Genomic DNA, 18,685 nt, shown 5'->3' on the forward strand with positions numbered 1-18,685 from the left:
AACAGGAAGAGCCCGCCATCCGGCAGGCTCTTCGGGGACCTCCTCTGCATTTCCACTCGCCTTCATGACTCGCCGATATTTACCTCCGCGAAGAGCTCACCGCCCCATCGCCAGAAGGCCACGGTGCGGCTGAATAGCAGGACCACTTCGAGGCCCAGACCGCTGTCGAATTCGACGCGCCAGCGACCGGGGTCGACTTCGAGGATGCGCACGCAGGTCAGGGGTGCAATCGATGGGCCACAGAACCCCGGCGTGGCGCGCGGATTCCCACGTCCCTCACATGCAATTCATCCGTCCCAGTCGAAGGACCAGCTTCCCGATGCGCGGCCCTTGCACGGGCATTGCGCAGGCCTCTGGCACCGCGCGCGGACGATCGCGCCATTCGACCTCATTGCAAGACGAGCGCCCGGGTCACGACGCGCCGAACGGCCTCCGTCACCCCGAGACGGCCGAGATCGTCCACACGCGCGAGGATCGCCTCGCTCGCGTCATCCCCCGCCTGTAGGTCGCCCCCCGTCCGGAGACAGGCATAATCGAGAATCACGTAATGGTAGGGAGGATCGACGACCTCGACAACCTCGACGAGCGGACCGACCTTTACGATGAGCCCCGACTCCTCCAGGACCTCCCGAGCGACCGCGACCTCCAGCCGCTCGCCCGGTTCGACACGTCCTCCCGGAAGCGACCACGTCCCCGCCATCGGCGGGTGCGCGCGGCGGACGAGCAGGATGCGCGGTTCGTCCTCCCCACGATCGATCACAGCCGCCCCGACAGCGAGGCGGGGCGCGCCCTCGACGAATCTCGAAGGCGCGCCTGGGACCTTCACTTCGTCTCCCCTGCCCCGCACCGCGCACCGCCCGGCGTACGCAGGACGAGCTCGTACTCGCCGAGCGAGAGCTCGCGCGGAATGACGACGGGCCCATTGTACCCGCCCCGATCGTCGGTGGAGAGCGAGCCGACGACGATGCCCTCGGGCGCGTTCGTGCTGCGCAGAAGCACATCCACGCGCACGTTCGGGCAAGCGCTGCCGCCGCTCTTCACCTCGCCGCGCAGGATCACCGGCAAACCTCGACGCACGTCACGGCCGACCTCGCCCACCGTGATCTCCGCGGGCGGCGCATTCGGATCGACGGGCTCCGAGGCGCTCGGCGCGGGCTCGGGCGGCGTCGTGCTGGACGAGGTCGTCGCGCTCGGCGAAGGCGCGCTGCCGTTCGTGCCGCCGTTCTGCGCGTTGCCGCTCTGGCCGCCGCTGTTGCTGTTCCGTGCGCGGTCGGCCATCTCCTGCCCGGAGTCCTGGTTCTCCGGCCACGCATACGGATCGGCGGGCGGCTGGTGCGCGGGACGATCGTCCTGCTGCGACTCCATGTTCAGCGCGGCGCCGCCGAGGTCGATGCGATGCCAGAGGTTCCCATCGAACGCCTCGACCCACGCGTGCGCCTCGTTGACGACCATGCGCGCGGGCAGGCCGATGTTGAGGGCCGTGACGAGGAACGCGAACGAGCGATGCCGGCAGACGCCTTTTCGCGTGAGCGCGAGGTCGAGGTAGATGTCCTCGCGGCCGCGCGGCGGATCGTCGGAGGGCTCGAACGAGCGGAAGTAGCCGACCATCTTCTCGAGCACGTCGCGCGGGCGCATCGCGCGCGAGATGCCGATCGCGTCGGCGACCTGGGCGAAGGCCGTGCGGTGCGTGGTGGGCTGCGGCGGAACGAGACGCTCGAGCTCGGACCAGCCGATGTCGGCGAACGCGCTGCCGAACGTGGCGCGCGGGATGCCGAGCTGGACCACGAGGCGCACCTCTTTGCGATCGTGTCCGCGGACGAACCAGTTGTCGGCGCCGTCGCGAAGAACCTCGATGCGCGTCTCGGGGTTCGAGCTCAGCCGGAGCAGGCGCGTGCCGGGCCCGACGTTCGGGATGCGTACGGGCTGGTCGGGGACGAGACCGACGGAGAAGTCGCCGTAAAACGTCTCCTCGCCGGGCGCGAGCGTGCCGCCGATGGGCACGGGGCGGAGGGTCTTGTCGCGGACGGCGAGGGTGTAGTCGTCAAGGACGGCGTCGAACGCGCGCAGGCGCTTGAAGGGCGCGGTGGAGGGCGTGAAGGGATCTTCGTAGTTCTCGACGTTGGGGCGGCGCGTGTCCCGGTCGGGCTCGTAGGTGGACTCGGGGGTGTCGTCGGTGGTGGAGCCGCCGTAGAGGTTGCGCGCGTCGGGCGGCCTGCGCGGATCGGGCGCGGTGGCGATGCCGCTCGGCGTCTGCACGGCGGCGGGCAAGTCACCGTCGATGGTCGTGGTGTTGAACGAGAGGTTCTCCTGCGGATCGGGCGGGAGAAACTCGTGCAGGATCGTGCTCTGCGCGTCGACCGTGCCCGAGAGGGCGATCGTCGCGGCGAGGACGAAGGGCACGAACGGAAGGCGCGCGAGGGCGCGGCGCAGTCGCGAGCGGGCGGGAAGCGGTGAAGGAGCCACGCGCATGACGTTCCGCTAGTGAACCACGACGGGCGCGGAAGTTCCACGCGAGGCGCGTGTGATCGCGTCAGGGAGAGGAAAAGAGGACGACGAGCGAGGCGATCTTCCAGACGCCTCCTACGCGACGGTACTTTTCCTCGTAGCTGCCGAAATACGTGCGCTGCGCGGCGTCCTTCGGTTCGCGCGGGACGTTGTGCACGAAGAACGCCCACGTTCCCTCCGCGGTGTCGCCGTCGACCGAGAGGATGGGGGTCATCGCGTAGTGGGCGGCCCAGCGCGAGCCCGCGGGTAGGACCTCGGCGAAGGCGCGGACGAGGCCGTCCTTGCCGGAGAACTTGCCGAAGGGGCCGTAGTCCGCAGTCGCGTCGTCGGTGAACAGCTCGACGAGAGCGTGGGCGTTGTCGACGCTCGGCGTGATGAGGCATCGGTCGGCGAGGACGATGTACCGAGCCTTGAGCGTGCGGAGTGCTTCGAGCGCTTCGAGCCGATCGATGCGCGAGGGAAGGTCGTTCATCGCGGGTCCTCCTGTCGTGCGGGACACCGCGAAGCGTATCAGAGCGAACTGCGTCGAGCGCTCACCGCCGACCGCGATGCGACGGATGCGGCCGCTCGCGATGGTGGTGGTGCGGCAGGGACGTCGAGGGTGCAGCGCCGCGGAATCGTTCGAGCGCGGCCGTTGGCTCGCCGCGGGCCGTGAGGTCGGCGAAGGCGACCTCGAGGGCTGCCTGGAAGAGCTCGGTGCGGGCGAAGCGACCTGCGCGGCCGGTGGAGAGGCGCGGCATGACGCCGATGATGCGGCGGATGCCGTCGGCGTACCTGCGCGAGAGCGCGAGCCGCTCGATGAGCGGGTCGAGGAAATCGGCCACGGCGGCGCCACGGTCACGCGCGCCGTCGCACGCTTCCTTGAGCGGTTCGAGCAGCAGCAAGGTCCAGAGGACGGTGTCGTCGAGCGGGCCCGACTCCGTGGTGCGACGATCGATGTACTCGAGCAAGCGCCACTGCCGCGCGCCTGGGCCGTCCTCGCGCTCCTCGTCGTAGAGCAGCGAGGAGAGCTCGGGCAGGAGCACGTCGAGCACGCCGGTCTCCCACGCGAGGTAGATCGTCCGGCGCGCCTGACCGCCGCGCAAGAGGCGCAGGATCTCCTCCGAGAGCCGCGGGCGCGCCGCGAGCGCGAGGGCCTCGCGGCAGAAGACGATGGCGTCGTAGACGTCGGGCGTGATCGCGAAGCCGAGCCTGCCTGCGAACTTGAGCGCGCGCAGGATGCGCACCGGATCTTCGCGGAACCGCGTCTCGGGGTCGCCGATCGTGTGCACCACGCGGCGCTCGACGTCGGCCATGCCGCCCACCCAGTCGAGGATTTGACGCGCGTCGATGTCGTAGAACAGCGCGTTCATGGTGAAGTCGCGCCGCATGGCGTCTTCGCTGGCCACGCCGAACGCGTTGTCGCTGCGGATGAGCAGCTCCGTCGACTCGTCCGCGTCGTCCTTGGGGTTGCGACGGAACGTGGCGACCTCGATGACCTTGCCGCCCTGGAAGAGCACGTGCACGAGGCGGAAGCGACGGCCGATGATGCGGGAGTTGCGGAAGAGCTCGCGCACCTCCTCGGGCCGCGCGCTCGTCGCGACGTCGAAGTCCTTGGGGCTCCGATCGAGCAGGAGGTCACGGACGCAGCCGCCGACGAGGTACGCCTCGTGGCCGTGCCGCGTCAGGCGCCGGAGCACCTTCTGCACGTCCGGGTCGATACGCGCTTCCTCGAAGGAAACGTCGTAACGACGCGCAGGTTCGGACGGCGGGAGCGGCGCCGGGCCGATGGTGTAGCTCGGCTCGATGTCGGCCTCGGCGAAATCGGGGAGGGGATTCAGAGGAGAGGGGGTCGTTCGCCCCATGGCTTCCATGCGGCTCGTGGGAGTGTTGCTCGGCTCGTCCGAGCGCTTTGCACGGCCTGGGCCGCCCTTCGAGAGGATTCAGGGCGTCTAGCAGGGGACGGCCCCGGGGGCAAACGTCCAGCGCAGGATAGTGTAAAATCTTACCGCAAAGCCCGTCCCTCGGGGGTGTCGCGCAGGGCCTCGGCCATGGCGGCGGCCGAGCCGTAGCGGCGTCCCGGGTCTTTTTCGAGCGAGCGGACGACGACGGCTTCGAGCGCGGTGGAGGCTTCGAGCGCGGCGTTCATCGCGCGGAGCTGCGGCGGACGCTCGGTCGCGTGTTTCTCGGCGACGACCGCGGGCGGTCCTGTGAAGGGCGGTCGGCCCACGAGCATCTCGAAGAGCACGACGCCGAGCGCGTAGATGTCGGCGGTCGGCTGCGCGAGCTCACCCGCGGCTTGCTCCGACGGCATGTACTCGGGCGTGCCCACGGCGCCGCGTCGCGTGGTGAGGCGGAAGGAGTCCTTCGACGCTTGGGGCTTCGGGTCGCCTTCGGCGCCCTGCGCCCCAAACCCCGGGCCGCCCGGATCGCCATCGATCCAGGCGAAGCCGAAGTCGAGCAGCTTGACGAGCTCGCGGCCGTCCGGCGCGTGCACGAGGAAGATGTTCTCCGGTTTGACGTCGCGATGCACGACGCCCGACGTGTGCGCGGCGGCGAGAGCGAAGGCGGTATCGAGGGCGATGCGTGTGGCGCGGATGGGAGAGAGAGTGCCCGCGTAGGAGAGCGTGTCGGCGAGGTCGAGGCCGACGAGGAGCTCGGCGACGAAGTAGGGCAAGTCGCTCGGCAAGGTGCCGAAGTCGTGAATCTGGAGGACGCGTGGATCGGAGATGCGTGTCGCGGCGGCGACCTCGCGGTGGAAGCGCGCGCGGAGCATGTCGTTCGACTGGTGCTCGGGGCGGAGCACCTTCACCGTGACGCGAGGACCGTTGCGCGCGCCACGCACGAGTCCTTCGGCGACGTAGACGTGACCCACGCCGCCGCTGCCGAGGTACTGGACGACGCGGAAGCGCTTGTCGATGACGGCTCCGATGAGCGCATCGGACGTGGCGGAGCTCTCGCGGTGCATCGGCAATCCATCCTACCGCACGATCGCCGACACGCGCACGGGTTCACGCGGCAAGCGAGACCAGTCGAGCGTCTCGGCGAGGGCTTCGAGCGGCGCATCGGTGTCGCCGAGGTCGTGTCCGTACGCGTGGGCGATGGCGCGCACGAGCGCGCGCGGGTCGCTTCCCGCGGCGCGGTGATCACGGAGCGCCATGAGCTTGTCGCGCTTGGCGAGGCGGCTGCCGTCGTCGGCGACGAGCAAGGGGACGTGCGCGAAGGTGGGCGGCGCGCCGCCGAGGAGTGTTCCGAGGAGGATCTGGCGCGCGGAGGAGCTCGCCAGGTCGCCGCCGCGCACGACGTCGGTGATCTGCATGTGGAGGTCGTCGACGACGACGGCGAGCTGATACGCGAAGACGCCGTCGCCACGACGAAGGACGAAGTCGCCCGTCACCACGCTGACGTGCTCGGTGTACGTGCCGAGCACGCGGTCGTGGACGGTGACGATCGCGCGGTCGTCGTCGGGCACGGCGAGGCGAACGGCGGGCGGGCGACGAAAGTCACGCTTCTGCATGCCGAAGGGCCTGCACGTGCCGGGATACCGCGGGCCTTCCTCGCCAGCGTGCGGCGCGCTGGCGACGCGGGCGATCTCGGCGCGGGAGCAGTCGCAGTAGTAGACGAGTCCACGCGCGGCGAGGTCGTCGAGGGCGGCTTCGTAGAGGGCGAGGCGCTCGGATTGGACGTAGGGCGCGAAGGGGCCGCGCAGAGGAGATTCGTCCCAGCGCAGACCCAACCACGCGAGGTCGTCGAGGATGGCCTCGGCCGCGCCGGGGACGACGCGCGGACGGTCGATGTCTTCCATGCGGAGGACGAGGGTGCCGCCTGCTTGCTGGGCGGCGGCGGCGCAGAAGATCGCAGCGGCGGCGCTGCCAAGGTGGAGCGCGCCGGTGGGGGATGGGGCGAATCGGCCGCGGTAGGCGGGCATGGTGGGACGAGAGGGACTGAACCACCCGCGAGGCGGGTCGTCGAGGGGTCGAAATGGTTTCGAACCACCGGCGAGCCGGGTCGGCGGCGGTTCGAGGTGGTTTCGAACCACCGGCGAGCCAGGTCGGCGGCGGCTCGAAGTGGTTTCGAACCACATGAAAGCCGGGTCGGCGGCGGTTCGAGGTGGTTTCGAACCACCTGAAAGCCGGGTCGGCGGCGGTTCGAGGTGGTTTCGAACCACCTGAAAGCCGGGTCGGCGGCGGTTCGAAGTGGTTCGACTAGGCCTTCGCGGGGACGCTCGCGGCGAAGGCGCTCCTCGCACGCGCGTCGGCCTTCTTCTCCGCGTCACGGAGCGGCCCGAAGACGAGCGCCTCCGTGGCGGGCGCGAGCTCGGCGAGCTCGCCGTCGGCGACGAAGGCATTGACGACCCGGATCCACCGATTGCGAGCCTTGACGAGCGACATCCCGGAGGCGAGCTCGGATTGCTCGGCGAGGAGGCGGCCCCTTTCGTCCTCGCGCTCGCCGAGCTGCTTGCCGAGGGCAATCCACTCGTCGAGGTACTCCGTCAGGGATGTCTGCGCGGGCCCCTGGCCAATAAAAATGACATTCGTGCGCGCCTTGATCGCGGGCGTGAGGCGGCCTTCGAGCTGCTGCGCCTGGCCGGCTTGCGCGCGATAGGTCTTTTGCACGCTGGGGAGGCCGTCGGGGATGAGGAGATCGCGGAGCTGGATGAGGTCAGCCCCGGTCTCGCCCCCGAGGAGCTCGGCGGTCGCGGTGAGGAACCCGAAGATGCCGCGGATGATCGAATCGTGCCGGACGTCGATCTTGGCCTGCTCGGCGCTGATCTCGTCGAGCCGCGGATTCTTGGAGGGCTGCGCCGCGGCGGCGAGGATGGAATGAATCTCGTCGATACGGGAGAGCTTGGCGGAGAGATCGGGGTTTCCGAGAATGGCCGCGCGGGCGAGGGATTGGGGGTCGACCCAGGTGGCGGAGACCTGGAGCATTTCTTCGGTTTGGAGGTTTTTGAGGGCCATGGAGAATGGCCGGGACGGTATCATGGGGTACAACGGCAAGGCAAGAGGGCTTCCAGTTGCGTTCGAAACGGCGGTAGCATCGGCGCGGGAAGTCCCATGCGCCGTGGCGTCTTCACCTCGTCCCTGCTGGCACTGCCCCTTCTCTTCTTCGCCTCGCCTGCGCATGCGCTGGAGTTCCGCGTCTGCGTCAAGCCGCCGGACGTCCCGCCCGGCATGACCCAGTGGGCCTATGAGCAGGGGTCGGCGAAGGTGTGGACCACGCGCAGCCGGATGGAGTTCGCGCGGAGGGTCGAGGGGCGCGCCGTTTTTATATACGACGCTCATGCCCCGCCAGAGAGCGTCCGGGTCCTGCCCATCCCGTACAACGCGCTGAAATGCCCGCCGCCGCCGCCGAAACCGGCGCCGGCGAAGGAGCCACCAAAAGAAGAGAAGAAAGCGGAGGACGGGAGCGCGAGCAAAGCGCCTGGCAAGCGCGGCGGCGACGAGGAACGCAAAGGCGGGGACGACGAGGGCAGCGTCGAGAAGCGCGTCGAGGAGCATCGCCTCCCGCAGCCGAAGGAGGGCCCGCCGCCTCCGCGTGCTTCGGCCCCGGAGAAGCGACAGGATCCGGTCTTGCCGCGGGAAGGCGTCTTGTCGAGCGAACCGATCCTCCCGCGACGAGAGGCGAAGTGGGCCGACAAGGAGCACGGGCTCGTGGATCGAGGCGGCGCGCTGCCGCTGCTCGTGGAGACGGAGGACCGGAAGCCTTTGAACGTCACGTCGTGCGAGCAGACGAAGGAGGGCTGCCCGGCGCGGAAGCAGAAGACGCGGGCCGGGGCGCTCCTGGAGCAGGTGGTGATCGCGGGGGCGATCTTCAACCTGCAAATGAACGAGGACCTCCATCGGCCCGACGGAAAGGAATACGGGATCGTCGGCGGGATGAACGCCGACGGGCCGAACGACCCGAGGCTCCAGGCGGCGGCCGCGGCGGTGATGTTTTCCCCGGTCGCGATGGCGCTCGGCAACAAGTTCATGAAGGCGACGTCGGAGGCCTTGGCACGCGGGGAGAAGGTCGTCATCAAGGACGTGGGTGAGCTATCGGAGGACGCGGCGAAGTACCTGGCGGAGGAGTTTGGAGAGGAGCTGACGGAGGCTCTTGCCAAGGCGGAGGTGATCGGGCCGTATCGCGTGCTGCAGCACTTCACGAAGAAGTATGGACGGGATTGGCAAGCGCATCACGTCTACGAGACGGCGAGGATGATCAAGGCGGGCCTCGATCCCCTGGATGGGCCGTGCGTGATCCTTTCGAAGGAGGTGCATCAGAGGTTCACGACCGAATTGGCACAGGCTACGAAAGGCATCGGTGAGCGGGAGCTCCCAAAACTGTGGGAAGCATACAAGAAGGTCTACAAGGCCAACCCTGCATGGCTCAAGGCTATCACGCACTACTTCGGGGAGTGAGCAAGGCACCCGTGGACCGTGAAGGACAAGGAATGAAAACCAAGGTACAGCTTTTTTTTCACGGCACGGAGGTCCCAGGACGAGAGCAGATCGTCCTGGAACCTGCAGGCTGCGGGCCCGACGTCGCTCGCGTGAGCGACATCGAATGGCAGGGAAGGCTCTCGGTATTCGTCTACGTCACCCTCAACGTCGACGATCCTCGTCTGGCGCTCCTGCAAAAGCTCCTTCTCGCCTACAAAGTAGACTGGAGCGAGGAGCGCTGGGATGAGTACACGGACGAGGATTTCGACGCTGCGCGCTTGATCCTCGCGCGCCCGCTCATCGAGATCGACGTCAACGGGGGCCCGAGGTTCGGAACGGATTACGACCTGTCGAGCGCGTGCCCGGCGTGCGGCGCGGGGATGCGGCAAACCTCGGCGTTCGTGATCGATGGCGCATACCCCGAGGAGATCGGAAAACTTGAGAAGTCTCCCGCCGTCGCCAGCAACGAGGAGATCCTGGTGAACGAGCGGCTGGCCGAGGTCCTCGAAGGCACAGGCCTCTCGGGGCTCTCGTTCCGGAGCGTGTACGTCCTGCAGAAGGATAAGCGCCAGACCAAGCTGCCCTGGCGGCAGATGTGGGCGTCGCACACGTTGCCACCGATGTCCCCACGCTCGACAGGGGTCTCCTGGGACCGGGCGTGCAAAACCTGCGGGCGTAGCAAGCTGGAAAGGTCAAGCCCGGGGCCCCTGCGTGTCGCCTACCGCGCCCAGGACCTCGTCGGGGCCCAGGACGTCAACCGGATGTGGGAGCGCTTCGGTCACGTTCAGTGGAACGGCGATCTGAAAACGGCCGTACTGGGGCAACCCTTTTTCCTCGTCACCCCCAAGGTCTGGCGCATCTTCCGCGACGCGGGCGTGACCGGGTTCCAGTGGATCCCCATCCGCGTCGTCGAGGAGGAGTGACGTTTTCAATCGGCTGTCGAGCGGACTGCCCCTCAATTCGAAGGCCCGCCCGCCTTCTTCATCATCTCCGCGACGCTCTCCTCGAGGCGCTCCCGGTACGCGGTGAGCTCCTCCACGAGGAGCCGAACCTCGCGCTCGATGTCCTTGAGCATCTCCATCTTTTCGACGCCCTCGCGCATCCGCACGATGTCCGCGTGCCGGACATCGATTCCCCCCTCCTCCATCAGGGAATCGAAGAGCTCCGGCTGCGAGGCGAGCTCGTCGAGGACTTCTTTCATCTGCTCCGCTCGCGCTTCGCTCATGGGCTTGATCCGCGCGCGCTCCTCCGGCGTGAGTCGCCTCCGAAGGAGCGGGAGCATCTCCACCAGCTCCTGCAGGTGCCGCTGGCCCTGCTCATGGTCGACGGCGGGCCTCGGCCCAGGGGCGTCCTCGAGCGTCATGCCCACCTCCACCGCGAGGGCGCGGCGTTGCTCGCGCAGGAAAGCCACCACGAGGTCGACACGACGGCGCATCTCGGAGACCGTGAGCGCGTCGAGCCGTTGCTGGAGATCGTCGTCGTCCGCCATCGAAATCGCTCCTACCGACCCCGCTCGTAATCCTTCGCCGCGCGCTCGACGATGTCCCAATCCCGCGCCGCCCGCTCCGACTCGGCCACGAGGTCCGCCGTGAACAACGTGAGCCCCCAGATCCCATTCTCGCGCCGCCGAAACCCGTACCGCGTCCCGCGCGCCGTCTCCACCGTCGCCCGCTCGCCCACGATTTCGACCTTCGCCATTCCCGACAGATCCCGCCGCAGCCGCGTCACGAATCCTTTTTTCGTCGCCAGATCCACCCACACGTCCGCCCCGTCCTCGGCCGTCGCGTGCGTCCGGTACGCGTCGAGCAGGCGCGTGCGCTCGGGCTCGGGGTAGGCCTGCGTGATGCGGTCGCTCGCCTTCTTGCGATAATCGCGGATGCTGTAGGCAGCGTGCTGCGCGGAGTCTTCGAGGTAATGGAAGCAGGTGCGCGCGTCGCCCTGCGAGAGGTTGAACGCAACCCGCAGGTAGGCGCCCTCGGGCGTGGTATCCGGCGGGAAACGAGACGCCGACCAGAAGACGTAGCCAGCGCCGCCGAGCGTGAAGAGGGCGAGGCCGGAGGCGAGGGCTTGGCGGCGCGTGAGGGGCATCGGCGAGGTTAGCGTCTCGTTTCCACGTGGAAGGCCGCTCGGCAAGCAGCCAGGCGCATCAGAAGGTGTGCACGAACAAGCCGCTCCGGAGCTTCGGCTCGAACCACGTGCTCTTCGGCGGCATGAGCAGGCCCGCGTCGCTCACCGCGAAGAGCTGCTCGATCTGCGTCGGATAGAGGTGGAGGCCCAGCGTGAACTCCCCCGCGTCGACGCGCCGCTCGAGCTCGCCGTAGCCGCGGATGCCGCCCACGAAGTCGACATGCTTGTCCCGGCGCGGGTCCTTCACGCCGAAGATCGGGCCGAGGAGGAGGTCCTGCGCGATCGAGCAGTCGAGCGAGGCGACCGGATCCTGGTCCCGCGCAGGATCCTGCGGGGCGCGCAGGAGGTACCACTTGCCCGCGAGGTACGCGCCGAAGGTGCGCGGCTCGGGCGGGGTCGCGGCAAGGCCGTCGGGGCGCGGCTCGACCTGCATGACCGACGCGAGGCGCTCGAGGATCGCCTCGGGCGAGCGGCCTTCGAGGTCCCGCACGACGCGGTTGTACGGCATGATCTTCATCTGGTCGTGCGGGAAGACGACCGCGAGGAAGATGTCGTGCTCGCGGCCGTCGCCGCGGAAGATCTGGTGCACGCGCGCCGCGGCGGCGCTGCGGTGATGGCCGTCGGCCACGTAGAGACACGCGACGTCCTCGAAGCGCTCTTCGAGCGCGCGCGTGGCGTCGCGGCCAAGCACCCAGAAGCGATGGCCGACACCGTCCTTCGTGGTGAAGTCGTAGATCGGCGGCGCCTCGGTCGAGGCCCGGACGAGCGCGTCGATCGTCGGGTCCTTGCGGTACGTGAGGAAGACAGGCTCGTCATGCGCGGCGAGCTCTTCGATGTGGCGCGTGCGGTCGTCTTCCTTGTCGGCCCGGGTTTTCTCGTGCTTCTTGATCGCGCCGGCGAGGTACTCGGACACGGCCGCGCAGCCGACGACGCCGATCTGCCGGTGGTCGCCCATGGATTGCGCGTAGAGGTAGAGGTGCGGCTCGGGGTCCTGGGTGAGCGCGCCCTCGGCGATGAGCTTCGCCAGGTTCTTCGCGCCCATGGCGTAGACCGCATCGTCGTGCTCGTCCGTGCCCTCGGGGAGGTCGATCTCGGGCCGGGAGACGTGCAGGAAGCTCGCCGGGTTGCCCTCGGCGAGCTTGCGGGCCTCGGCCGTGGAGATGACGTCATACGGCGGGCTCGCAACCTCGAGGGCCAAGGCGGGCGGGGGGCGGAAGGCGCGGAAGGGGCGGACTTTGGCCATGCGAGGCGGTTAACCCGGTTCGGGCGTCGTGTCGAGATGGGCGGCGCGCAGGCCCTCAACGAGGGCGGACGGGCTCTTCGGTCGAGAGGAAGACACGCCGGTGCCGGTACAGGTACACCTGGTTGCCGACGACCCAGAGCAGCGCGAACGGCGCGTAGTGGAGGAAGATCGCCGCGACGGGCAGGACCCAGTGGAGGTAGTAGCCGAACGCGCGCCGCCGCGAGAGCAAGACGGCGACCGTCACCACGAACGAGCACTGCAACGCGGTGACGAGGAACGCTATGAGGCTGCTCCGCCCCTCCCAGAAGGTCTGGGCAGCGATGAACGCGGTCCCCACGCCGCTCATGCCGAGCAGCGCCGGGTAGTAGTTCAACCACGAGAATCCGAGGCGCGGGTCCTCTTGCACCCGACGCGCGATCGAGAGCTTCTTCCGATCGACGCGCGCGCCTCGCTTTTGCAGCTCCGCGGCGGCGAGCGCCCGGGCCTCTTCGGTGTAGTCCTCTCGCGCGGGGCCGACGACCGCTCTCAGCTGTTCATCGGACATCTCCGCGAACCGCGCGGCCGCGTAGGCTCGATCGATCTCCGAGTCCGGCGTCGACATGGCCGCCCCCTTGCCCGAGAGTGTCGGCCCGCGAGCGCGCCCCGGTCAAGCGCTCGGAGCCGATCGGTCGGATCCTGTGGTACACGTCCCGCCGTGCCCGTGCCCGGAGACGACGACAACGAGCGGCTGACACCCACGATCCCGCCGCCGCCCATGATCGAGTCGGCCTCGGGCGCCCGGACGCGACGTGTCATCGCCGTCGGAGGCGGGCGCGGCGGCGTCGGCAAGACGCTGCTCACCGTGAACCTCGGCGTCTACTTCGCCCAGCTCGGCCGCGAGGTCGTCGTCTGCGACACCGATCCGTTCGGTTCGAACCTGCACGGCGTGCTCGGCCTGGAGACGCCGCCGCTCGTGACGAGCGAGGCCCTCGAAGAAGGCAAGGCCAAGCCCGTGAGCACGATCGTCCCGGGGCTGCGCCTCTTGCCCACGGCCTACGATCCGATGACCGCGACACCGATCCGCCCGAACCGCGGATCGCACTGGGCGAGGCAGATCGAGAAGCTCGACGTCGACTACGTCCTCCTGAACCTCGGCGCCTCGACGACGGCCTCCACGCTGGATCTCTTCCTCCAGGCCGACGTCGGGATCTGCGTGACGGCGCCCGAGCCGCTCGCGATCGAGACGACCTACCGCTTCTGCCGCGCGCTCTACCTGCGCGTGCTCCGGCGCGCGCTCACGAAGGAGCGCTTCAAGCTGCGCCTCGTCGAGCGCGTGATCGCGGCGCTCCCACCGCTCGCCCCGCCGCCGGCGATCGTCGCCGAGATCAAGCGCTACGACGACGGCGTGGCCAAGGTCGCGGCCGAGGAGATGCTGAGCGTCGCCGCGCACCTCGTCGTCGGCCAGACACGCCTGCGCTCCGACCTCGACCTCGGCATGAGCATGCACGTCATCGCCGAGCGTTTCCTCGGCATCTCGCTCGACTACCTCGGCCACATCGAGCACGACGACGCCGTGTGGCTGACGGTGCGGCGCAGGCAGCCGCTCCTCATCGACAGCCCCACGTCGAAGAGCGCGCGCAACATCGAGCGCGTCGCGCGCCGCATCCTCGCGCTGCTCGCCGCGCAGAGCACCCGCGGCGGCGCGCTCCCGGCCCGCGCGCCGGTCGCCCAACGTGCCGGCGCCCTGCCTGCCACGCTCTACGAGGTGCTCGGCGTGCCACGCACCGGCGCTGACGACGAGATCCGCCGTGCAGTGAAGCGCCAGCGGGAGATCTTCCGCGAGGGCAGCTTGCCGCTCTGCTCCGTCGTCGCGCCCGAGGTCTTGCAAAAGGTGCAAGCGCGCATCGAAGAAGCGCACGACACCCTGCTCGATCCCGTGCGCCGCCGCGCCTACGACCTCTCCACGTTCCCGGACGACACGCCCGCGACGGTCGTGCCGCAGCGCAGCAGCAACGCGGCGCAGGTAGCCGAGCTCGCCATGCTGCAGGCCGAGCTCGCGCGCGAGATCAACGCCGAGACGCAGTTCACGGGCGCGCTCCTGCGCAAGGTGCGCGAGTCGCAGGGGATCGAGATCACCGAGATCGCGCAGCGCACGAAGATCAACGTCGCGCACCTCAACGCGATCGAGAACGAGTCGTTCGGGGACCTGCCCGCGCTCGTGTACGTGCAGGGCTTCGTGCAGCAGGTCGCGAAGTTCTTGAAGCTCGACCCGGCGCAGGTCGCGAAGACGTACACGCGAAGGCTGCGGGATATCTCCCTTGGGCGCGCGAGGGGCAGTGGATAAGCCTTCGGACGAAGGACGGGATCGGCTCTTTTCGGCCGCCCTCTTCGTGCTGGCGCTCCTCCTGCGCCTCTACGTCGCCATCGCCTGGGCCCGCGAGCCCGTGTGGGACGGGCACTACTACGACTTCGGCGCGCGCCGCATCGCCGAGGGTTTTGGCTACTCCGACGACGTCGTCGTGGGCGGTCAGCGCGTCTGGCATCCCTGGTGCCACTACCCCGTCGGCTACAGCGGCTTCCTCGCGATCTTCTATCGGCTCTTCGGCGCGGGCCCCATGACCGCGCCCGTCGTCAACGCCGTCACGGGCGCGCTCGTCGTGGTGCTCGTACACAGGCTCGCGAGGTACGCGACGACGAAGAACCGCGCCCGCGCCGCGGGCCTTCTCTGCGCGCTCGATCCCGGCCTCATCGTCTACGCCGCGCTCGTGATGACCGAGCCGCTCGCCGCGCTCGGCCTCGTCGCGGCGGGGTGGCTCGTCGCGCGGGACGCGAAGACCAAGCCAATGCGCGGCGCGCTGCTCGCGGGCCTCACGCTCGGCCTCGCCACGCTGGTGCGGCCGCAGAGCCTGCTCTGCGCGCCTGCGCTCGGCTTGTTCACGCTGGGCGACGGCACGCTGCGCACGAAGCTGAAGAAGGGGCTCGTCACGGCCGGAATCGCGCTCGCGACGGCCGTGCTCGTCGTCCTGCCGTGGACCGCGCGCAACTGCCGCGTGATGGACGGCTGCGCGTTCGTGTCGACGAACGCCGGGTGGAACCTCGCGATCGGCGCCTCCCCGCGCGCCACGGGCCGCTTCGAAACGCTGCGCGCGAGCGACGGCTGCAAGGTCGTCACGGGCCAGGTGCAGCAGGATCAATGCTGGCGCGACGAGGGCCTGCGCTGGATCACGAACGACCCGATCCGCTGGCTCTCGCTCGTCCCGAAGAAGCTCAGCCACACCTTCGATCACGAATCGTTCCCGATGGGCTACCTCGGCGAAGCGAACCCCGCGGCCTGGCCCGAGCCGCGCAAAGCCACAGGCCGCGCCGTGCTCACCACGGTGCACGTCGCGCTGCTCGCGCTCGCCGCGCTGGGACTCGTCGCCTCCCCGCTCGGACGTTTGCCGCTCCGCGCGCGCCTCACGCAGATCGCGGCGCTCCTCGCGGTCCTGGGCGTCGTGCTCCACGGCATCCTCTCCGACGCGCATCCGTTCTGGCCGCTCGCCGTGCTGATCGTGCTCTTCGGCGCCCTGCCGCTCCCGGGCGCGCCGGCCCGCAACGCGGCCGTCGGTTACCTGGTCTTCGCCGTCGCCACCGTGGCGCTCACGCACGCGATCTTCTTCGGCGAAGACCGCTATCACGTGGTGATCACGCCGGTCCTCTGCTTGCTCGCGGCCCTCGCGTTGCGGCCGTCCGGAGCGCTCGCCGCTCCCTCACGAGCAGCCGCAGACGTTCCCCCACCGTCCTGACCAGGTCTGATAGAGTACCGTCATGTTGAAGAACCTGAGCCACGAGGATCGTCTTCAGGTGATGCGGTTCGTGTGCTCGTTCGCCTGGGCGGACCTCGAGGTCAAGCCCAAGGAGCGCGCCCTCGTCCACAAGATGGTCAAGGAGTTCCAGCTCGATCCCGACGAGGCAAAGCAAGTCGAGGGCTGGCTGCAGGTGCCGCCGCGCGCCGAGGAGGTCGACCCGGCCACGATCCCGGCCGCGCACCGGAAGATGGTGCTCGACGCCGCACGCCGGATCATCAAGGCGGACGGGAACGTGGACCCGGAAGAGGCGGAGAGCTTCGAGCTTCTCGAGCAGTTGCTAGCGTAACCGTTCGCCACCCCCAGCGTCCGTCTGGTACGCTCGGGGCGTGCTTCGCCAAGGTCTCGGTCGCCGGCACGGGCCGTGGGGGATCACCCTCGCGTGCGTGGCGACCGCGCTCGCCCTCACGATCACCCCTGCAAGGCCCGCCGGCGCGTTCCCGCACGTCGTCCGCTCCGGTGAGACGCTCGCGCAGATCGCCGAGCGCGTGTACGGCCGCGTCGAGATGGAGCAGATCCTCGTCGCGGCAAACTCCCTCGACGCGGGCAGAGGCCTGTCGATCGTGCCCGGCATGCGCCTGGAGATCCCGTCGGTCGGGCACCACCGCGTCACCGCCGGCGAGACCTGGACCTCGCTCGCCGACACGCTGCTCGGCCACCCCGAGCGCAGCGACGTCCTCGCCTTCGCGAACGAAGCCAAGCCCTGGATCCAGCCCACCGAAGGCCAGGAGATCCGCGTCCCCTACAACCTGCGCTACGTCGCCGGCCCGGGCGACTCGACGCTGACCGTCGCCTACCGTTTCCTCGGCCAGCGCGACAAGGCGTGGATGCTCGATCGGTACAACCGCCTCGGCGGCGAGTCGCTGCAGCGCGGCGACGTGGTGCTCGTGCCGCTCACCGAGCTCGAGCTCACGACCGAAGGAAAAGCCCTCGCCGCGAGCGCCGGCGCGCTCGTCCGCTCGGAAGGCGCAGGCCGCGCCCGCGAAGCCCAGCGTCGCGCCGAGACCGAGCTGCCACAGCTCGCCGCCGACGTGCGGAGCGGCCGCTACGTCGACGCCGTCGCCCGCGCGAGCCGCATGCTCGGCTCCGGCGAGCTCTCGCGCACGCAGCTCGCCCAGATCCACCAGCGCCTCGTCGAAGCCTACGTCGCGCTCGACGCCCAGGGCCTCGCCGAGACGTCCTGCCTCGCCTGGCGCGAGGCCGATCCCGCGCTCGTCCTCGACCCGATCGAGCTCTCCCCGAAGATCGTGCGTGCCTGCACGAACGCGAGCACCCTCGGCGCCGCGGCTCCGCCCGCCGCCGTGATCCCGTCCGCCCCAGCATCCGCGTCCGCAGCCTCGTCCACGCCCCCCAGCGCGCCGCGCCGCTCGCCCGTGGGAGGTCGGTAGGCGTGCAGCAAGGCGAGACGCGCGCCCCGGCCTCCTCCGACGCCGAGTATCTCGCGCCGGGCACCGTCGTCGCCTCGCGGTACACCGTCGCGTCCGTCGTCGGCGAGGGCGCGACGGGCATCGTCTACGTCGCCACGGACGGCGAGACGGGCGCGCGTGTCGCGCTCAAGGTCATCCACAGGAGCCTCTGCTTCGACCCGCACTTCTCGCGCCGCTTCACGCGCGAGGCCTCGATCCTGAAGCAGCTCGAAGGCAACCACATCGTGCGCCTGCTCGACGTCACCGAGGACGACGGCCTGCCCGTGCTCGTGCTCGAGTACGTCGAGGGCCTCTCGCTCGAAGCGACCTTGCGCAAGCACAGGCCCACGATCGAGGAGGCCGTGGAGATCACGCTCCAGATCTGCGCCGCGCTCGGCGCCGCGCACGCGGGTGGCTTCGTGCACCGCGATCTCAAGCCCGGCAACGTCATCATCCAGGGCGAGCTCGGCACGGGCCGTCAGCCAACGCATGGGGGCTCCGCTCCGACAAGCGGAGCTGCGCCCCCAAACCCCCCGCCCATGGTCTGGGTCGTCGACTTCGGCCTCGGCAAGGCCTTGCACCGCGATCCTTCGGGCACCTCGCTCACCGAGCGCAACATGATCCTCGGCACGCCCGAGTACATGTCGCCCGAGCAGGTCCGCGGCGACGAGCTCGATCATCGCTGCGACATCTACGCGGCCGGCGTCCTGCTCTTCGAGATGCTCACGGGCCGCGCGCCGTTCGCGGGCAAAACGCCCATCGCGGCCATGACCGCGCACCTCACCGAGCCCGTCCCCTCCCCGCGCGCCTCGAGCCCCGATCGCGACATCCCGCCCACGCTCGAAGCCGTCGTCCATCGCGCCCTCGCGAAAAACCCCGACGAGCGATACGAGACCGCGCGCGCCTTCGCCGAGGCCCTCTCCGCCGCGCGCGACGAACACCACGTCATCGCGCCGGCCGCCGTGGACGACGCCGACGCGCTCGCCACGGGCGACACCGAGCTCGAGCTCCGCACGGCCGTCGCGAAGGCCGTCGCGCTCGAGCAGAAGGCGTCGACGACGAAGGCCGCCGCGGAGCGCCCGGGACAGCCGGTGCGGTGGCCGTGGATCCTCGTGGCGGTCGTGCTCGCGGCCGTGGCGATCGCCGTCGGCGCGATGGCCGGCGCGCGATAGCAGGCAA

The 18,685-nt window shown here is 69.5% G+C and carries 19 protein-coding genes; 7 read left to right on the forward strand and 12 right to left on the reverse strand.

All coding sequences use genetic code 11. The features are described from left to right. Positions 1-62: 62 nt before the first annotated feature. The 8 genes from KEG57_RS04405 to KEG57_RS04440 all read right to left on the reverse strand — a co-directional run bounded on the left by KEG57_RS04405 (position 63) and on the right by KEG57_RS04440 (position 7,445). A complete protein-coding gene (locus KEG57_RS04405) occupies positions 63-212 on the reverse strand; it encodes a hypothetical protein (protein WP_153823572.1) in 150 nt (49 codons plus the stop codon). Between the two features lie 176 nt (positions 213-388). Next, the gene (locus KEG57_RS04410; RefSeq protein ID WP_308215608.1) at positions 389-847 is read right to left on the reverse strand and encodes an NUDIX hydrolase; all 459 of its coding nucleotides are present in this window, start codon (positions 845-847) and stop codon (positions 389-391) included. Then, positions 823-2,469, reverse strand: a complete 1,647-nt coding sequence (locus tag KEG57_RS04415) for a transglutaminase domain-containing protein (protein ID WP_272417833.1) — start codon at positions 2,467-2,469, stop codon at positions 823-825. Before KEG57_RS04415 ends, KEG57_RS04410 begins: the two co-directional genes overlap by 25 nt. A gap of 61 nt (positions 2,470-2,530) precedes the next feature. Beyond that, the gene (locus tag KEG57_RS04420) at positions 2,531-2,977 is read right to left on the reverse strand and encodes a nuclear transport factor 2 family protein (protein WP_272458165.1); all 447 of its coding nucleotides are present in this window, start codon (positions 2,975-2,977) and stop codon (positions 2,531-2,533) included. Positions 2,978-3,038: 61 nt separating this feature from the next. Beyond that, positions 3,039-4,349, reverse strand: a complete 1,311-nt coding sequence (gene pcnB, locus KEG57_RS04425; RefSeq protein WP_272458166.1) for a polynucleotide adenylyltransferase PcnB — start codon at positions 4,347-4,349, stop codon at positions 3,039-3,041. 140 nt (positions 4,350-4,489) lie between these two features. After that, positions 4,490-5,452, reverse strand: a complete 963-nt coding sequence (locus tag KEG57_RS04430) for a serine/threonine-protein kinase (protein ID WP_272458167.1) — start codon at positions 5,450-5,452, stop codon at positions 4,490-4,492. Between the two features lie 12 nt (positions 5,453-5,464). Continuing rightward, the gene (gene gluQRS / locus KEG57_RS04435) at positions 5,465-6,412 is read right to left on the reverse strand and encodes a tRNA glutamyl-Q(34) synthetase GluQRS (protein WP_272458168.1); all 948 of its coding nucleotides are present in this window, start codon (positions 6,410-6,412) and stop codon (positions 5,465-5,467) included. Positions 6,413-6,689: 277 nt separating this feature from the next. After that, entirely contained in the window at positions 6,690-7,445 is a 756-nt protein-coding gene (locus tag KEG57_RS04440; protein WP_272417828.1) for a hypothetical protein, read from the reverse strand. 96 nt (positions 7,446-7,541) lie between these two features. Between KEG57_RS04440 and KEG57_RS04445 the strand changes: the two genes are divergently transcribed. Beyond that, positions 7,542-8,885, forward strand: coding sequence for a hypothetical protein (locus KEG57_RS04445; protein WP_272417827.1), 1,344 nt, complete (start codon positions 7,542-7,544; stop codon positions 8,883-8,885). Positions 8,886-8,917: 32 nt separating this feature from the next. Further along, positions 8,918-9,829 carry a hypothetical protein gene (locus KEG57_RS04450; protein WP_272417826.1) on the forward strand — a complete coding sequence of 304 codons (912 nt, stop codon included), beginning with the start codon at positions 8,918-8,920 and terminating at the stop codon, positions 9,827-9,829. A gap of 32 nt (positions 9,830-9,861) precedes the next feature. Here KEG57_RS04450 and KEG57_RS04455 read toward each other — a convergent pair whose 3' ends face one another. The 4 genes from KEG57_RS04455 to KEG57_RS04470 are packed head-to-tail and all read right to left on the reverse strand — an operon-like array spanning position 9,862 to position 12,877. Then, positions 9,862-10,395, reverse strand: coding sequence for a hypothetical protein (locus KEG57_RS04455; protein WP_272458169.1), 534 nt, complete (start codon positions 10,393-10,395; stop codon positions 9,862-9,864). Between the two features lie 11 nt (positions 10,396-10,406). Beyond that, complete coding sequence (locus KEG57_RS04460) at positions 10,407-10,994, reverse strand: hypothetical protein (protein ID WP_272417824.1); 588 nt, start codon at positions 10,992-10,994, stop codon at positions 10,407-10,409. Between the two features lie 58 nt (positions 10,995-11,052). Then, positions 11,053-12,276, reverse strand: a complete 1,224-nt coding sequence (locus KEG57_RS04465) for a DUF1015 domain-containing protein (protein ID WP_272417823.1) — start codon at positions 12,274-12,276, stop codon at positions 11,053-11,055. Positions 12,277-12,331: 55 nt separating this feature from the next. Further along, a complete protein-coding gene (locus KEG57_RS04470; protein WP_272417822.1) occupies positions 12,332-12,877 on the reverse strand; it encodes a hypothetical protein in 546 nt (181 codons plus the stop codon). 93 nt (positions 12,878-12,970) lie between these two features. Here KEG57_RS04470 and KEG57_RS04475 point away from each other — a divergent pair, with 93 nt between their 5' ends. The 5 genes from KEG57_RS04475 to KEG57_RS04495 are packed head-to-tail and all read left to right on the forward strand — an operon-like array spanning position 12,971 to position 18,678. After that, complete coding sequence (locus tag KEG57_RS04475; protein WP_272417821.1) at positions 12,971-14,599, forward strand: helix-turn-helix domain-containing protein; 1,629 nt, start codon at positions 12,971-12,973, stop codon at positions 14,597-14,599. Further along, the gene (locus KEG57_RS04480; protein WP_272417820.1) at positions 14,592-16,040 is read left to right on the forward strand and encodes an ArnT family glycosyltransferase; all 1,449 of its coding nucleotides are present in this window, start codon (positions 14,592-14,594) and stop codon (positions 16,038-16,040) included. Before KEG57_RS04475 ends, KEG57_RS04480 begins: the two co-directional genes overlap by 8 nt. Before the next feature lie 22 nt (positions 16,041-16,062). Further along, positions 16,063-16,389, forward strand: coding sequence for a tellurite resistance TerB family protein (locus KEG57_RS04485; protein ID WP_272417819.1), 327 nt, complete (start codon positions 16,063-16,065; stop codon positions 16,387-16,389). 40 nt (positions 16,390-16,429) lie between these two features. Then, complete coding sequence (locus tag KEG57_RS55445; RefSeq protein ID WP_272417818.1) at positions 16,430-17,488, forward strand: LysM peptidoglycan-binding domain-containing protein; 1,059 nt, start codon at positions 16,430-16,432, stop codon at positions 17,486-17,488. A gap of 2 nt (positions 17,489-17,490) precedes the next feature. Further along, on the forward strand, positions 17,491-18,678 hold the full coding sequence (locus KEG57_RS04495; RefSeq protein WP_272417817.1) for a serine/threonine-protein kinase: 1,188 nt from the start codon (positions 17,491-17,493) through the stop codon (positions 18,676-18,678). Positions 18,679-18,685 lie beyond the last annotated feature (7 nt).

The organism is Polyangium jinanense, assembly GCF_028435365.1.

Bases quoted from the DNA above. Each gene is read 5' to 3' on its own strand.
- KEG57_RS04430 (WP_272458167.1), bottom strand. From the start codon at position 5,452: ATGCACCGCGAGAGCTCCGCCACGTCCGATGCGCTCATCGGAGCCGTC.
- KEG57_RS04465 (WP_272417823.1), bottom strand. From the start codon at position 12,276: ATGGCCAAAGTCCGCCCCTTCCGCGCCTTCCGCCCCCCGCCCGCCTTG.
- KEG57_RS04440 (WP_272417828.1), bottom strand. From the start codon at position 7,445: ATGGCCCTCAAAAACCTCCAAACCGAAGAAATGCTCCAGGTCTCCGCC.
- KEG57_RS04450 (WP_272417826.1), top strand. From the start codon at position 8,918: ATGAAAACCAAGGTACAGCTTTTTTTTCACGGCACGGAGGTCCCAGGA.
- KEG57_RS04455 (WP_272458169.1), bottom strand. From the start codon at position 10,395: ATGGCGGACGACGACGATCTCCAGCAACGGCTCGACGCGCTCACGGTC.
- KEG57_RS04415 (WP_272417833.1), bottom strand. From the start codon at position 2,469: ATGCGCGTGGCTCCTTCACCGCTTCCCGCCCGCTCGCGACTGCGCCGC.
- KEG57_RS04445 (WP_272417827.1), top strand. From the start codon at position 7,542: ATGCGCCGTGGCGTCTTCACCTCGTCCCTGCTGGCACTGCCCCTTCTC.
- gluQRS (WP_272458168.1), bottom strand. From the start codon at position 6,412: ATGCCCGCCTACCGCGGCCGATTCGCCCCATCCCCCACCGGCGCGCTC.
- KEG57_RS04460 (WP_272417824.1), bottom strand. From the start codon at position 10,994: ATGCCCCTCACGCGCCGCCAAGCCCTCGCCTCCGGCCTCGCCCTCTTC.
- KEG57_RS04470 (WP_272417822.1), bottom strand. From the start codon at position 12,877: ATGTCGACGCCGGACTCGGAGATCGATCGAGCCTACGCGGCCGCGCGG.
- pcnB (WP_272458166.1), bottom strand. From the start codon at position 4,349: ATGGGGCGAACGACCCCCTCTCCTCTGAATCCCCTCCCCGATTTCGCC.
- KEG57_RS04485 (WP_272417819.1), top strand. From the start codon at position 16,063: ATGTTGAAGAACCTGAGCCACGAGGATCGTCTTCAGGTGATGCGGTTC.
- KEG57_RS04420 (WP_272458165.1), bottom strand. From the start codon at position 2,977: ATGAACGACCTTCCCTCGCGCATCGATCGGCTCGAAGCGCTCGAAGCA.